General features: G+C 70.1%; 13 protein-coding genes. 3 read left to right on the top strand and 10 right to left on the bottom strand.

The genetic code is table 11. The annotated features are described in order from the left end of the window. The 5 genes from ACFVJX_RS35240 to ACFVJX_RS35220 form a co-directional block, all read right to left on the bottom strand. Nucleotides 1-288 (bottom strand): carboxyl transferase domain-containing protein (locus ACFVJX_RS35240; protein ID WP_384195820.1); only part of this gene is annotated, 288 nt, incomplete at its 3' end. Then, nucleotides 275-1,300, bottom strand: a complete 1,026-nt coding sequence (locus tag ACFVJX_RS35235) for a Gfo/Idh/MocA family protein (protein ID WP_384128043.1) — start codon at nucleotides 1,298-1,300, stop codon at nucleotides 275-277. The genes ACFVJX_RS35235 and ACFVJX_RS35240, both read right to left, overlap by 14 nt. Beyond that, nucleotides 1,293-2,750: an NDP-hexose 2,3-dehydratase family protein gene (locus ACFVJX_RS35230; protein ID WP_384128044.1), complete on the bottom strand. Its 1,458-nt coding sequence runs from the start codon at nucleotides 2,748-2,750 to the stop codon at nucleotides 1,293-1,295. The genes ACFVJX_RS35235 and ACFVJX_RS35230 overlap by 8 nt, the downstream gene beginning before the upstream one ends. A 52-nt stretch (nucleotides 2,751-2,802) precedes the next feature. Next, complete coding sequence (gene rfbH, locus ACFVJX_RS35225) at nucleotides 2,803-4,104, bottom strand: lipopolysaccharide biosynthesis protein RfbH (protein ID WP_384128045.1); 1,302 nt, start codon at nucleotides 4,102-4,104, stop codon at nucleotides 2,803-2,805. A gap of 39 nt (nucleotides 4,105-4,143) precedes the next feature. Next, nucleotides 4,144-5,163, bottom strand: coding sequence for an NAD-dependent epimerase/dehydratase family protein (locus ACFVJX_RS35220; RefSeq protein WP_384128047.1), 1,020 nt, complete (start codon nucleotides 5,161-5,163; stop codon nucleotides 4,144-4,146). A gap of 127 nt (nucleotides 5,164-5,290) precedes the next feature. Here ACFVJX_RS35220 and ACFVJX_RS35215 point away from each other — a divergent pair, with 127 nt between their 5' ends. Continuing rightward, entirely contained in the window at nucleotides 5,291-5,905 is a 615-nt protein-coding gene (locus ACFVJX_RS35215; RefSeq protein WP_384128049.1) for a dTDP-4-dehydrorhamnose 3,5-epimerase family protein, read from the top strand. A 94-nt stretch (nucleotides 5,906-5,999) separates the two neighbouring features. Here the strand turns inward: ACFVJX_RS35215 and ACFVJX_RS35210 are convergent, their stop codons facing one another. The 5 genes from ACFVJX_RS35210 to ACFVJX_RS35190 form a co-directional block, all read right to left on the bottom strand. Next, nucleotides 6,000-7,598 (bottom strand): FAD-dependent oxidoreductase, encoded by a 1,599-nt coding sequence (locus ACFVJX_RS35210; protein WP_384128051.1) that lies wholly within the window; start codon nucleotides 7,596-7,598, stop codon nucleotides 6,000-6,002. Nucleotides 7,599-7,600: 2 nt separating this feature from the next. Next, on the bottom strand, nucleotides 7,601-8,590 hold the full coding sequence (rfbB, locus tag ACFVJX_RS35205) for a dTDP-glucose 4,6-dehydratase (protein WP_384128053.1): 990 nt from the start codon (nucleotides 8,588-8,590) through the stop codon (nucleotides 7,601-7,603). Continuing rightward, nucleotides 8,587-9,654: a glucose-1-phosphate thymidylyltransferase gene (locus tag ACFVJX_RS35200; RefSeq protein WP_384128055.1), complete on the bottom strand. Its 1,068-nt coding sequence runs from the start codon at nucleotides 9,652-9,654 to the stop codon at nucleotides 8,587-8,589. Before ACFVJX_RS35200 ends, rfbB begins: the two co-directional genes overlap by 4 nt. Nucleotides 9,655-9,720: 66 nt before the next feature. After that, complete coding sequence (gene ssuE, locus ACFVJX_RS35195) at nucleotides 9,721-10,305, bottom strand: NADPH-dependent FMN reductase (protein WP_384128057.1); 585 nt, start codon at nucleotides 10,303-10,305, stop codon at nucleotides 9,721-9,723. Between the two features lie 57 nt (nucleotides 10,306-10,362). Continuing rightward, complete coding sequence (locus tag ACFVJX_RS35190) at nucleotides 10,363-11,508, bottom strand: MupA/Atu3671 family FMN-dependent luciferase-like monooxygenase (RefSeq protein WP_384128059.1); 1,146 nt, start codon at nucleotides 11,506-11,508, stop codon at nucleotides 10,363-10,365. Between the two features lie 269 nt (nucleotides 11,509-11,777). Between ACFVJX_RS35190 and ACFVJX_RS35185 the strand changes: the two genes are divergently transcribed. Then, nucleotides 11,778-13,304 carry an AMP-binding protein gene (locus ACFVJX_RS35185; RefSeq protein ID WP_384128061.1) on the top strand — a complete coding sequence of 509 codons (1,527 nt, stop codon included), beginning with the start codon at nucleotides 11,778-11,780 and terminating at the stop codon, nucleotides 13,302-13,304. A 70-nt stretch (nucleotides 13,305-13,374) separates the two neighbouring features. Beyond that, nucleotides 13,375-13,644 carry a phosphopantetheine-binding protein gene (locus tag ACFVJX_RS35180; protein ID WP_384128063.1) on the top strand — a complete coding sequence of 90 codons (270 nt, stop codon included), beginning with the start codon at nucleotides 13,375-13,377 and terminating at the stop codon, nucleotides 13,642-13,644. Nucleotides 13,645-13,964 lie beyond the last annotated feature (320 nt).

Genomic DNA, 13,964 nt, shown 5'->3' with positions numbered 1-13,964 from the left:
CGTCCGCCCGTCGACCGTGCCCCAGCCGGTGATGACACCGTCGGTGTACGGCTTCTTCGCCTCCAGCCCGAAGCCCGTCGCGCGGTGCCGCCGCAGCTGTTCGACCTCCTGGAAGGTGCCGGGGTCCAGCAGCAGCTCGATGCGCTCCCGTGCGGTGAGCTTGCCCTTGGCGTGCTGCGCCTCGGTGGCTTTCGTGCTGGGGCCGAGCCGGGCCTGCTCGCGAAGGACGTGCAGTTCGGCGACCCGCACGGCAGCGGTCTGCGGCGCCGGCTGATCAGTCACGGTCATGGTCGGTCCCCTCTTGCCGCGCAAGGTGCGGCACAGTGTTCGTTGTCGCCCGTGCCCGGATCGCGTCGAGCAGGGTGGCCTGCTCCAGACACTCCGCGGCATCCGGTGACTCGACGGCGTCGGCGCGGACCGCTGAGACGAATGCCCGCACCGTGGCCGCGACTTGGTCGTGCGGAGCGAGTGCGAGTTCGCGCGGCCCGTGTGCGTCGGTGATCCAGACCGCCGGCCTGTGGTCGGCGGACGGCGTGAACGCCGGTTCGACGCGGATGCGTCCCGTGCTTCCCCAGAGCTCGTACGCCGACCGGTAGGAGTGCTCCATACCGAAGGCCAGTTGGCCGAGCACACCGGCCGGTGAGCGGACGAGCACCGCGCCCGACGTCTCCACGCGGGAGCCGGACACCCCCTCCAGCGCCGCGCCGACGATCTCCAGGCCCGTACCGAGGAAGTACAGCGCCGCGCGCACCGGGTAGTAGCCCACGTCGAGCAGGGCGCCGCCGCCGAGTTCCGGGCGGTGCCTGATGTTGCCCGCCGGCAGTGCGGGTACGGCGAACGCGGCGCTGAAGGCCCGGAGCCCGCCGATGGCGCCGCTCGCCACCAGTTCCCGCACCACCGAGTGCTGGGGGTGGTGGACGAACATGACGTTCTCCATCAGCACCAGCCGCGAGGAGCGGGCCAGGCCGAGCAGCGATTCGGTGGCCCGGCGGTCCGTGGTGAGCGGCTTCTCGGCGAGTACGTGTTTGCCCGCCCGCAGCGCCCGCTCCGCCCAGTCGGCGTGCAGGGAGATAGGGAGCGGGATGTACACGGCCTCCACGTCGTCCCGCTCCAGGACCGCGTCGTAGGATCCGGCCGCGGCACAGCCGAACCGGTCCGCCACCTCCTGGGCACGGCCGCCGTCCCGGCTCGCCACGACGGCCAGTTCGACGTCCGGATCGGCCATCATGGCGGGCATCACCCGGCGGCGGGCGATATCGGCCGTACCCAGAACGGCGATCCGCAGGGGTCGTTCAGTCATCCGTCATGTGTCCCATGGCGTTGAGGCAGGCGAGAAGGGTCCTGGCCTGCACATTGACGTAGTGTCCGTGCTTGATCAGCGCCGTGAGCTGGCTGATCGTTACCCACTGATACCCGGCCGGAGGGTCGGTCGGGGCCTCGTTCTCGTCCGCCTCGACGACCAGATAGCGGTTCTCGGCGTACAGGAACCGCCCGCCCTCCTCCGAGTGGACGGTGTCGTACCGGATGCGTTCGGCGGGCGCCGACATCACCAGGTCCAGGAACGGCGGGCGGACGTCGAGCCCCTCGAAATTCTCCGGGGAGCACTGCACGGTGGGCGCGAGTTCGACCGTGTCGAGGAAGCCCCCCTCGATCTTCGCGTTGACGAGTACGTGCAGCACACCGTCGAACGAGCGGGTGAGGAAGGCGGCGATGCCCCGGCTGCTCGGCTCGATCAACGGCTGCGTCCAACTGGTCACTTCACGGTTTCCGGCCCGCACCTCGACGGCCACCACGTTGAACCAGCGGCCGTCCTCCTTGCCGATGCTGGACTCGTCCCGGGTCCAGCCGGGGACGTCGTCGAGCGGTATCCGCTCGGCCCGCACGTCGTAGCGCGAACGCTCCGCGGTGAACCACGACAGCAGGTCGACATCGCTGAGCAGGGCGCCGGCCAGCGGGTCGCGGGAGCGGGCGAGCGACCGGCCGAACCCCTCGCCGCTGGTGGAGTCCACGCCATGGGCGGGCAGACAGCCGAGCACCGTGCGGGAGTCCATGTTGACCAGGTTGTCCAGGTGCAGCAGTTCGGATATCTGCCCCAGGGTCAGCCAGCAGAAGTCCTCGTCGAGCGGCACGTCGCCGTCCACCTCGACGATCATGTTGCGGTTGCTCTTGTGGTAGAACCACGAGCCGTGCTCGGACTGCAGCACGTCGGCGAGGATCCGGCCGCGCCCGGCACCGGTGAAGTACTGGATGTACTTGACGTCCGTACCCTTGTGGACCTTGGTGTAGTTGCTGCGGGTCGCCTGCACGGTGGGGGAGAGCTGGAGCAGGTTGCGGTTGCCCGGCTCCATCTTCGCCTGCATCAGGAAGTGGAGAACGCCGTCGAACTCCTTCACCAGGATGCCGAGGATGCCGACCTCGGGCTGCTTGATGATGGGCTGGTACCACTCCTTGTGCGGGCCGTCGTCCGTGGTGACGTGCAGGCCCTCCACGCTGAAGAAGCGTCCGCTGGAGTGCACCAGGTTTCCGGTGCCCGGCTCGAAGGACCAGCCGCGCAGCCGGGAGAAGGGCACGCGTTCGACGCTGAAGCGGCCCGCCTTCCGGCGTTCGGTGAACCAGTTGTGGAACTCCCACGTACTCAGGAGACCGTCGGTGACGGCCGCCGATGCGGCGATCCGCTCGGCGACCGAGACCGGTTCACGGGGCTTGACCACCCCCCGGGACTCGGTCAGCTCCGCAAATGTGGACGACATGTACGCTCACTCCTCTTCGGGAAAGCTGTGCTGGAGGACTGCTGGGGGAGACTCACCAGCGGGCGACGAATTCCCGGATCGAGGCGGCCATGTAGTCGGTGTGCTCGTCCGTGAGCCCCGGATAGACGCCGATCCAGAAGGTCTGCTCGGTGATGATGTCGGAGTTGGTGAGGTCGCCCACGATCCGGTGCGGAGCATCCACGTACGCGGGCTGCCGGGTGAGGTTGCCGGCGAACAGGTTGCGGGTGCCGATCTTCCGCTCCTCCAGGAAGTTCACCAAGGCCTTGCGCTGGAACGGCGCGTCCGGGTCCACGGTGATGACGAACCCGAACCAGCTGGGCTCGCTGCCGAGCGTGGCCTCGGGCAGGATCAGATGCGGCACGCCCTCCAGCCCCTCCCGCAGCCGCTTCCAGTTGTGGCGGCGGGCCGCGGTGAAGTCGTCGACCTTGTCGAGCTGGGTCAGGCCGAGCGCGGCCTGCAGATCGGTGGCCTTGAGGTTGTAACCGACGTGCGAGTAGATGTACTTGTGGTCGTATCCGGCCGGCAGCGTGCCGAGCTGGTACTGGAAGCGCTTGAAGCAGCGGTCGCTCTCACCCGGTTCGCACCAGCAGTCCCGGCCCCAGTCGCGCAGCGACTCGACGATCCGGGCCAGCGCCAGGTTCGAGGTGAGGACACAGCCGCCCTCACCCATCGTCAGGTGGTGCGCGGGGTAGAAGCTGACCGTCGTCAGGTCGCCGAAGGTGCCGGTCAGCTGTCCGTTGTAGAGCGAGCCGACCGCGTCGCAGTTGTCCTCGATGAGGAAGAGGTCGTTCTCCTCGGCTATCTGGGCGACCTCGGCGACCTGGAAGGGATTGCCGAGTGCGTGGGCGACCATGATGGCGCGGGTCCTGGGCCCCACGGCGGCCTTGATGCGCTCGGCGGTCGTGTTGTACGTCTTCAGCTCGACGTCGACGAAGACGGGGATCAGCCCGTTCTGCAGAATCGGGTTGACGGTGGTGGGGAATCCGGCGGCGACGGTGATGACCTCGTCCCCGGGCTTGAGACGGCGGTCCTCCAGGTGCGGCGAGGTGAGCGCCGACATGGCGAGCAGGTTGGCCGACGATCCGGAGTTCACCAGGTGCGCCTTGCGCCGCTTCATGTAGCGGGCGAACCTGGACTCGAACTTGCGGGAGCTGGTGCCGGCGGCTATCCGCATGTCCAGCGCCGCCTCGACCAGCGCCATGCGGTCCTCCGGCTCCAGTACCGCGCCGGACGGCCAGATCTCGCTGGTTCCGGGTTCGAACTCGCGCGACGGCTCCTTCTCCAGGTGGTATTCGCGCACCTGCTCAAGAATTCGTGCCTTGGTCTCATTCATTCCGGCTGCCTCCATGGTCGTCAGTTCGGCACGAAGCCCTCAGCGGTGACCCGACACGGCCATCGTTGACGGGGGGACTTGATAAGCGCTGGACAACGACTCGCGATCGGCGCAGGCACGGGCCTGGGCGAGCAGGTCGCGCAGGGAGTCGTCCAGGCCGCGCCGGGGCCGCCAGCCGAGCAGGGTGTCGGCGAGTGCGATGTCCATCCGCTGCCACTCGGCCTCGGGGGGTCGCCCGCCCGCGCGGGGCGCCTCGATGATCCGGGCCGCGGCTCCCGCGAGTTCGGTCAGTCTGACCACCAGGGTGCTCACCGAGACGGCCTGGCCACCACCGATGTTGACGACCCGCCCCGAGGCGTCGGAGCGGGCGGCGGCCAGGGCCGCCTCGGCGACGTCGCGTACGTCGACGAAGTCGCGGTGGGCGAGCAGCGGCGCGAGTCGCAGCGGCTCGGGGGCTGACGTGGCGAGGTGCTGGGCCACCATGCCGAGCAGGCTCGCCGGATGGGTACCGGGACCCGACACGTTCGACACACGCAGCACCAGGCCCGTCACATCGCCCGCCTCGGCCGCGTCGAGCAGGGCCCGTGCACCGGCCAGCTTGGAGCGGCCGTACGGGGTGACCGGTCTCGTCGGGATGTCCTCGGTGATCCCGGTGCGGGGGACCGGGCCGTACTCGTGGACCGAACCGAGCTGGATCAGCCGCGGCCGGCCGGCCGCCAGTCCGGCGGCGGTGATCAGCCGGCGCACCAGGTCGGCGTTGGCGCGCATCATCTCGTCCTCGGTCACCCGCCAGACCGCGCCCGCCGCGTTCACCACCACATCGGCGGCCCGTTCGTCGAGGAGTTCCGCCAGCCGCTTCGGCCCGGCGCGCACCACGTCCAGCGGGACGACGTCGTACCCGGCCGGCGCCACGGGGGCGGCGCGGGCGATCCCGGTCACCGTCCAGCCCGCGGCGGCGAAGACCTCGCAGGTGTGCCGTCCCACGAACCCCGTGGCGCCGAGCACCACCACCGATCCGGCCGCGCCCCCGCCCTTGCCGCCTGTCCTTCGGTCGATCACCGGCACCGTCCCTACCTCCTGTTTCCGCGGTTTGAGCGGAACTGTGAGGTGTCCCGCTCGCGGACCGCTGGACAGGTGGTCATGCGGCGCTACCGGAAATTGAGTAGGGGCGCCTACGGTCCGCCGCATGAGGATCGAAGAGACCGCCGTACCGGACGCGTACCGCATCATGCCGCAGCTGCTGACGGACCCCCGCGGCAGTTTCCACGAGTCGTACAGATACGACCAGCTCGCCGCCGCCACCGGGCACCATTTCGTGCCGCGCCAGGTCAACTACTCCTCCTCGGCACGCAACACGGTGCGCGGGCTGCACGGGGTGTCCATCCCGCCGGGGCAGGCCAAGCTCGTCAGCTGTGTGCGGGGGGTGCTGCTCGACGTGGTGGTGGACGTACGGATCGGCTCTCCCACGTTCGGCAGGCACGCGACCACGATCCTCGACGCGCGCAACGGGCTCGCGGTCTACGTGGCCGAGGGGCTCGCGCACGGCTTCGTGGCGCTGACCGACGACACCTGCATCAGCTACCTCTGCTCGACCGAATACCAGCCGGGCACCCAGCTGGACCTGCGGGCGTTCGACCCGGAGCTGGCACTGCCGTGGGCGCGCTGGCTCACCGGGGAACCCCTGCTCTCCACGAAGGACGCGGAGGCACCCACGGTGGCCGAGGCCGCCGAGCGCGGGCTGCTGCCGTCCTACGAGAGGTGCCTCGAGATGTACGGGCGGGTCCGGGAGAGCATCGCCTGATGCCGAGGCGGTGGCCCGGCGCCCAGCAGAAGGACCCGCCCCGGAGCTCTCGGGGCGGGTCCTTCTGCCGTGTTCAGTGAGCCGGCCGCTGTGCTCAGTGAGCGGGCTGGACGGCCTTGGCGGGCTGGATCCCCAACGCGGCCAGTGCTTGCGCGGGGGACTGCGCGTGCGTGCCCCTGGCGGCCAGGTAACCGTCGGGGCGGATCAGCAGCCAGGTGCCATCGGGGGCGCCCAGCTCGGTGGAGAGGCGCGCGCCCGGGTCGGACAGCGCGTCGGGGCCGGGGACGTTCACGGTGCGGGTGCGGACGGAGGGCCCGTAGGTCTCGTCGGGAGCCTGTCCGAAGGTGAGCAGCAGCCACTCCGGGCGCCGCAGTTCGCGGATCAGCTCCTGCCAGCCGGGGCCGGCGGCGAGCGCCGGCGCGGTGACCCTGGCAACCCGTTCACCGGGGCGGATGCCGTCGGTCGGCGGGCCGTCGTGTGCCAGCGGACCGGCCGCGTAGTCCAGACCGAGCGCCGACATGCCGCCCATGATCTTGCGCTGGATGCGCCCCTTCAGCGGGGGCAGCGAGCGCAGCACGGTGAAGGCCGCGCGCAGACCGGCGGCCGCCCTGCGGCTGCGGAGCTGGACGAGCATGGTCGCCATCCGGGTGGTGCGCAGCAACTCCGCTCCCACCGGCACGCGTTCGGCGCTGTAGGTGTCGAGGAAGGAGTCGGGCGCCTCACCGCGCAGTACCGCCGCCAGCTTCCAGGAGAGGTTGACCGCGTCCTGGACACCGGTGTTCATGCCCTGTCCGGACGCCGGACTGTGCACGTGTGCCGCGTCGCCGGCCAGCAGCACCCGGCCCGAACGCATCCGGCCGATCATCCGCTGCTGAATCGTGAACACCGAGACCCAGGAGGGTGAGTGGACGACAGCCGGCCTGCCGGTACCGGTACTGATCTTCGCCGAGAAGCGGCGGGCCACCATGGTGTCGTCGCCACCGTAGGAGGTCTCGGCGGTGTCGAGCAGCCGCCACTTCCCCGGCTCGGGGAACGGCACCATCATCACCGTGCCCGTGGGCGTGCGCATCCAGTGGATGCTGTCCTTGGGCAGGTCGCAGTCGACGGTCGCGTCGGCGATCAGCCAGGTCTCGCTCGATTCGCCCTCCAGTTTCAGCCCCAGCTGCTTGCGGATGGTGCTGTGGCCGCCGTCCGTACCCACCAGCCAGTCGGCGGTGAAGGTCTCGGCGCGGCCGTCGGAGTGCGTCAGCCGGGCCCGGACGCCGTCCTCGCCGAGGTCCTCGAACTCGTCGAGCCTCACGCCCCATTCGACCTGCACACCGCGTTCGGCCGCCGCGTCGCGCAGCACCTGCTCGGTGATGACCTGGTCGATCATGAGTGTGAAGGGGAACCGGGTGGGCAGCCGGCTGTAGTCCGTGTCGAAGCGGATCAGCCGGCGACCGTTCTGGTGGAGGGTGAAGTGCTCCACCCGCTGTCCGCGCGGCAGGAGTTCATCGAGGACGCCCATCTGGTCGTACGTCTCCAGCGTGCGGGCGTGGGTGGCCAGCGCCCTGCTGGTGGTGGCCGGTCCCGCGGCCGCGTCCACCAGCCGGACCCGGACTCCGTGCCGGGCCAGTTCGTGGGCGGTGCTCAGACCGACCGGCCCGGCACCCACGACCAGGACCTGAGCCGTGCGCTCCGATGCGTCGGGCATGGTCACTTCCCGTTCTCCTTCGGCGCGTGCTTGACCGCTTTCCACCAGCCGGGGTTGTCGCGGTACCAGGCGGCTGTCTCGGCCAGGCCCTCTTCGAAGGAGATGCGCGGCGCGTAGCCGAGCTCCTGCGCGATCTTGGCCTCGCTGAGCGAGTAGCGCAGGTCGTGGCCCTTGCGGTCGGCCACCCGGACGACCTTGGACCAGTCGTTGCCGGTCAGTTCGAGCAGCCGTTCGGTGATCTGGTGGTTGGTCTGCTCGTTTCCGCCGCCCACGTTGTAGACCTCACCGGCGCGGCCCTCGGTGAGCACCAGCTGGATGGCCCGGCAGTGGTCGTCGACGTGCAGCCACTCGCGGATGTTGGCGCCCTCGCCGTACAGCGGAACGCTCTCGCCCTCCAGCAGATTGGTGACGAAGCGCGGGATCAGCTTCTCCGGGTGCTGGTAGGGCCCGTAGTTGTTGGAGCAGCGGGTGATGGAGACGTCCAGACCGTGTGTGCGCCAGTAGGCGCGGGTGATCAGGTCCGAGCCCGCCTTGGACGCCGCGTAGGGGGAGTTGGGGAGCAGCGGCCACTCCTCGGTCCAGGAGCCCTCGTCGATCGAGCCGTACACCTCGTCGGTGGAGACGTGCACCACGCGCCGGACGCCGGAGCGCAGCGCGGCCTCCATGACGTTCTGGGTGCCGCCGACGTTGGTGGTGATGAACTCGGCCGCCGACTCGAGGGAGCGGTCCACATGTGACTCGGCGGCGAAGTGCACCACCGCGTCGTGGCCGGGGAAGAGGGCGAGCAGCAGGGGCAGGTCGCAGATGTCGCCCTGGACGAAGGTGAGCCGGGGGTGCGAAGCGGGCAGGTTCTCCCGGTTGCCCGCGTAGGTCAGCTTGTCCAGGACGGTGACCTCCGCCTCCTCGTAGCCCTCGTAACCGCCGTCGAGGAGGGTGCGTACGTAGTGCGAGCCGATGAAGCCGGCGCCGCCCGTGACCAGGATCCTGTTCATGCCGCGACCTCCACGCGGGTGTGGTCACCGACCACCAGACGGTGGTGGCGGTTGCCCAGTTCGATGCCGGTGACGGCCGCGGACCTGCCGAGCAGCGAGCCGTGCAGGCCCCGCACCGCCGAGACGGTCGCGCCGTCGAGCGCGATCGAGTAGTCGAGATGGGTACCGGACAGGACGCAGTCCCGGCCGATGGACGTGTGCGGGCCGACGTGGCTGTCCTCCAGGACGGTTCCGGCGCCGATCACCACCGGGCCCTCCACGAACGAACGGGTGATCCTGGCTCCCGCCTCGACGACGACGGCTCCGATGAGCACGCTCTGGGCGTCGACCTCGCCCTCGATGCGGCGCTCGATCCCGTCGAGGAGCATCTGGTTGCACTCCAGCACGTCCTCGACCCGGCCGGTGTCCTTCCAGTAGCCGCGGTACTCCTGGGCCCTGACCGTGGCGCCGCTGGTCACCAGCCACTGGATGGCGTCGGTGATCTCCAGCTCGCCGCGGGCGCTGGGCACGATCGAGTCCACCGCCCGGTGGATGGCAGGGGTGAAGAAGTAGACGCCGATCAGCGCCAGGTTGGAACGCGGCACCGGCGGCTTCTCGACCAGACGCTCGACCACACCGGCGGCGTCGACCTCGGCGACACCGAAGGCCCGCGGGTCCTCGACCTGGGCGACCAGGACCTGGGCCGCCGGGCGCAGCGCGTGGAACTCGGCCGCGGCCTCCGCGATGCCCTCGGGGAGCATGTTGTCGCCGAGGTACATCACGAAGTCGTCGTCACCGAGGAAGTCCCGGGCCAGCGAGACGCACTGGGCGAGCCCCTTGGGGCTCTCCTGCGGGATGTAGGTGATCTCGACGCCGAGCCGTGAGCCGTCACCGATGACGTCGGCTATCTCCTGCACATGGTTTCCGACGATGATGCCGATCTCGGTGACACCGAGATCACGGATGTTGTCGAGCACCCGTTCCAGCACGGGTTTGTTGGCGATCGGGATGAGCTGCTTGGGCATGGAGTAGCTGAACGGGCGCAGACGGCTGCCCGTACCGCCGCTCAGAACCAGAGCCTTCATGGGGTCCTCTTCTGTCGTGTTCGGTACATCAACAGGCGGATGAACGATGGGTCGTACGGAACGGGTTCAGGCGGCCGAGACCAGCCTGCGGGGCAGGGCATCGTGCGCGGTGCGGTCCGAGAGGCTCTCCACCAGTGCGGCGAACCGGTCCGTGGCCTCGTCGAGCAGGCTCGCCACGGCGGGCTCCAGTCCGGCGAAACCGCCCGCACCGTGCCGGATTCCGCCGGCGTGGACGAAGCAGCTCTCCGCCACGGCACGCGGTTTCATCGACATCAGTACGGGCCGCAGCCCGTAGTCCAGGGCGAGCACATGGGCGAGCGATCCGCCGGTGGCCAGCGGCAGCACGACCTTCCCCTCCAGCGCGTACTGCGGGAGCACGTCGAGGAAGGACTTGAGGAGCCCCGAACAGCCCGCCTTGTAGACGGGTGTTGCCAGCACGATGGCGTCTGCCTCGGCGAACTTGGCTACGGCCTCGGCCATTCGGGGGTGTTCCAGATCGGCTGTGAGCAGCTCGGCCGGAGGCAGGGTGCGCACGGCGACGGTCTCCACCCGGTGCCCGCGGCCGGTGAGCCGGTCAGCCGCGAGGGTCAGTATCTGATGGGTGCTGGAGACCGGCGACGGACTGCCGGACACGGCGAGGATCGTCGGCATGGGGCAACCTCCTGGGAGGGGAAGGGGAATGGTGCGAGGGACGGCCGACGGCGCGGCTCAGACGGCGAGGGCGGGCTCGGCGGCCCGGGACGCGGCAGCGACGCGCACCGCGGCCAGCCGCTCCAGCGATCCGAGCACCAGCTCCGGGTCGGCGACGAAGTCGACCAGGCAGGCGATCTCGTCGACACCGGCCGCGTGCACCCGGCGAGCCGTTTCGGTGCACTCGTCGACGGATCCGATGAGGGAGTTGCCGGAGAGGTAGCGGTTGACACCGAGTTCGGCGAGCTTGCGCTGGGCGCTCACCGCGGAGAGGACGTCACGGCCCTCCTTGTTCCCGCTCATCCGGCCGCCGGCCCCGACCGCGGCGGCCTCCAGGTCGATCGCGGAGAGCAGGTAGTCCCGAAGGCTGCCGCCGCCCACCCTGCGGGCCTCGTCCGCGTCGTCGGCGACGTACGTGTGCATCATCACGGTGACCTTGCCGGGGCCCTCCCAGCCCGCGTCCGCGCGGGCCCGACGGTAGAGGGCGATCTTGCCCGAGAGGGATTCGACGTCCTGGTTCTCCAGGTGGGTGAGGATGTTGCAGCCGAGCCGGCCCGCCTCACGGAAGGTGCCCTCGCTGCGCGACGCGGTCACCCAGACGGACAACTCGTCCTGCACGGGCCGCGGGTAGACGGACAGCGTGACCTCGGCGCCCAGCGCATTGGGTCCGGTCCAACTGCCGGTTCGCCAGGCGGCCCTGATGTCCGTCACGTCCTTGATCATTTGCTCGCGCCGGATCTCGTACTTCTCGGGCGCGAGCAGGAAGTCGTTGACGTTCCAGCCGGAGCCGACCGAGATCGCCACCCGGCCTCCGGAGATACCGTCCACCACCGCGAAGTCCTCGACGATGCGGGCGGCCGGGTGCAGCGGTGTCACAACGCTGCCGGCCCGTATCTGGATGCGGCTGGTCACCGCCGCGATGGCGGCGGAGGTGACGGCCGGGTTGGGGAACGCGCCGCCGAACCGGTGGAAGTGCCGTTCCGGTGTCGATACGAAACCGAAGCCCAGTTCGTCGGCCCGACGGGCCGCGTCCAGCATCAGTCCGTACGTCTCCTGCGCCCGGTCGCCGACCGCTGCGAAGAAGAAGACGCCGAAGTCCAGCGGCTGCTCACCTGCCGCGCCGTCCGCACCGGAACCGTCGGTCTGCCGTGAATCCGCGTTCATTTAGCGCTGCCTCCTTCCCCGTCGGACGTCGTCGCGGCGGGGTCGTCACCATGGGGGCTTGCTGCCCGGCGTCACCATGGGGCGGCCTCCTCGCAGCGGACTCGAGTCCCGGGCAGGCCGTGCCGGACCGAGCGCGCCTCCAGCGGGGCCCGAGCACGCCTCGAGTCCGGCGGTGTGTCATCGGTCCACCGTTACTCCAGGGCGGTTCGAGCCCTTCGCCGCACGCTCGTACGGACCGAATCCCGTTCCGATGACCACGAGGTTGCTGGATGACGACTCAGACGCTGGTTGCCGCGGACACCGGCACCGATACCGTCCACGGACTGCTCGCCGCAGCCGTGGCAGCACGGCCCGACGCCCCCGCGGTGCGCGACGCCTCGGGTGTGTGGACCTATGCGGAACTGGATGCCTGGTCAGGCGCGTACGCCGACTGGCTCACCGCACAGGGGGTGGGGCACCAGGACCGCATTCTGGTCCGGACCGGCAACACCCGTGAATTCACCGCCCTGATGTTCGGCGCACTGCGCCGCGGCATCGTCTTCGTTCCGGTCAACCCGGCGATGAAGCGCTTCCATCTGAACACCGTGGTGCCGGACTGCGATCCGGCCCTGGTGATCTGCCAGGACGCGCAGGACGCCGCGGTGCTGCGCGAGCTGACGGGCAGCCCGGTCCATGAACTCGACGATGCGCGGCTCGGCGCCGAGGCGCTGTACCCGGCCGCCGGCACCGCATCCGACGAGAACGCCGTTGGACCGGACGACCTCGGACTGCTCATCTACACCTCGGGCTCCACCTCGGCGCCCAAGGCCGTGGTGAGCACCCACGCACCCATCGTCTTCGCGGCCCACGCGATCCAGGAGAGGCTGCGCTACCGCGAGGACGACGTCGTCCTCGTCGCCGTGCCGGTCTCCTTCGACTACGGGCTCTACCAGATCCTGCTGTCCGTGATCGCGGGCGCCCAGGCCGTACTCACCTCGCCCGACCGGCACGTGGGGCTGCTCGGCACCCTGCACGAGCACGGTGTGACCGTGGTCCCGCTGGTGCCCTCGCTCGCCGAGATGCTGCTCACGCTGTCCAGGCGCGACCGCCGTGAGGCGCCCGCCGTCCGGCTGTTCACCAACACCGGCGCGGCACTCACCGGCCCGGTCATCGCCCAGTTGCGTGCCGCGTTCCCGAAGGCACAGGTGTCGCCGATGTTCGGCACCACGGAGTGCAAGCGGATCACGGTGCTCGAACCGGACGGCGACCTGGCACGGCCGGGCTCGGTCGGCCGTGCTCTCGACGGGACCGAGGTGCTGATCCTCGACGACGAGGGCCGGCTCCTGCCGTCCGGAAGCGTCGGCGAGATAGCCGTGCGCGGACCGCACGTCATGACCGGCTACTGGCGGGCCCCCGAGCAGACCGCGCTGCGGTTCCGCCCGGACCCCGTGACCGGCGAAGTGACGCTGCACACCGGGGACTACGGACACCTCGACGACGACGGGCACCTGTACTTCGAGGGCCGCAGGGACGACCTGTTCAAGCGCAAGGGTGTCCGGATGGGCACCCTGGAGATCGAGACCGCGGCCCTGGACATCCCCGGTGTCGCGGCGGCCGCGGCACTCGCCCCCGCCGACGGCCACGACCTCACGCTGTACGCGGTCACCGAGCTGACGGCCGACGAGGTGCTCTCGCAGCTCGCCGACCGCCTGGAGGCCACCAAGGTCCCGGCCGACTGCCTGCTGCTGCCGGCGCTGCCGCTCACCCCGAACGGCAAGACCGACAAGCAGCGGCTGCGCCGTGAGCAGCAGGCCTGACGTCCACGAGCCGTGCCCCGACCGCCCGACCGCACATTCCGCCCCGCACACCTTCGTAAGGAGACCCGCCATGACCACCGCTGACGTTCAGTGGGACACCGGCTTCGAGCAGCTGCTGACGTCGGTACTCCCGCGCAGTACGGACTCCGGCCCCCTCGACCCGGCGCTCGACCTCAAGAAGGCCGGCCTCGACTCGATGGCCACCATCGAGCTCCTGGTCCGCCTGGAGGACACCTACGACGTGGAGTTCCCCGAGAACACCCTCACGGGCGCGACCTTCGCCACCCCGGCGGCGCTGTGGACGGTGCTGAGCACACAGCGCACCGCCGCCCGCACCTGACCCGCCGCACCACGAGTTTCCACCCATCCGATCCCCGACCCCCCACCAGCACCAGCAACAGTCCTCAGGAGGACACCATGAGCCACCTCATCATCGGCCTTTCCGTCACCGTCGTCGTCTGCCTCATCGCCAAGTTCGGCGGGGACGCGCTGAAGAAGCGCCGCAACTGACCTGGCGCACCGCTCGAAGGGGCCCGTCGGCCGATCCCGCCGACGGGCCCCTCCGTCATTTCCGCAGGCCGCCGGTCACACGAGGTGGGGCCCCGGCACCGGCCGGGGCCGCTCCTCGGATACACCCCGGGGTCACACGGCGAGCCGCTC

This window comes from Streptomyces sp. NPDC127177 (assembly GCF_042672475.1).
In the GTDB taxonomy this organism is placed as follows: domain Bacteria; phylum Actinomycetota; class Actinomycetes; order Streptomycetales; family Streptomycetaceae; genus Streptomyces.
This window is presented reverse-complemented; position numbering and strand designations above follow the sequence as displayed.

Excerpts from the sequence above, each read along its gene's own strand:
- ACFVJX_RS35235 (WP_384128043.1), bottom strand. The coding sequence starts at position 1,300 with ATGACTGAACGACCCCTGCGGATCGCCGTTCTGGGTACGGCCGATATC.
- ACFVJX_RS35230 (WP_384128044.1), bottom strand. The coding sequence starts at position 2,750 with ATGTCGTCCACATTTGCGGAGCTGACCGAGTCCCGGGGGGTGGTCAAG.
- rfbH (WP_384128045.1), bottom strand. The coding sequence starts at position 4,104 with ATGAATGAGACCAAGGCACGAATTCTTGAGCAGGTGCGCGAATACCAC.
- ACFVJX_RS35215 (WP_384128049.1), top strand. The coding sequence starts at position 5,291 with ATGAGGATCGAAGAGACCGCCGTACCGGACGCGTACCGCATCATGCCG.
- ACFVJX_RS35210 (WP_384128051.1), bottom strand. The coding sequence starts at position 7,598 with ATGCCCGACGCATCGGAGCGCACGGCTCAGGTCCTGGTCGTGGGTGCC.
- rfbB (WP_384128053.1), bottom strand. The coding sequence starts at position 8,590 with ATGAACAGGATCCTGGTCACGGGCGGCGCCGGCTTCATCGGCTCGCAC.
- ACFVJX_RS35200 (WP_384128055.1), bottom strand. The coding sequence starts at position 9,654 with ATGAAGGCTCTGGTTCTGAGCGGCGGTACGGGCAGCCGTCTGCGCCCG.
- ssuE (WP_384128057.1), bottom strand. The coding sequence starts at position 10,305 with ATGCCGACGATCCTCGCCGTGTCCGGCAGTCCGTCGCCGGTCTCCAGC.
- ACFVJX_RS35190 (WP_384128059.1), bottom strand. The coding sequence starts at position 11,508 with ATGAACGCGGATTCACGGCAGACCGACGGTTCCGGTGCGGACGGCGCG.
- ACFVJX_RS35185 (WP_384128061.1), top strand. The coding sequence starts at position 11,778 with ATGACGACTCAGACGCTGGTTGCCGCGGACACCGGCACCGATACCGTC.
- ACFVJX_RS35180 (WP_384128063.1), top strand. The coding sequence starts at position 13,375 with ATGACCACCGCTGACGTTCAGTGGGACACCGGCTTCGAGCAGCTGCTG.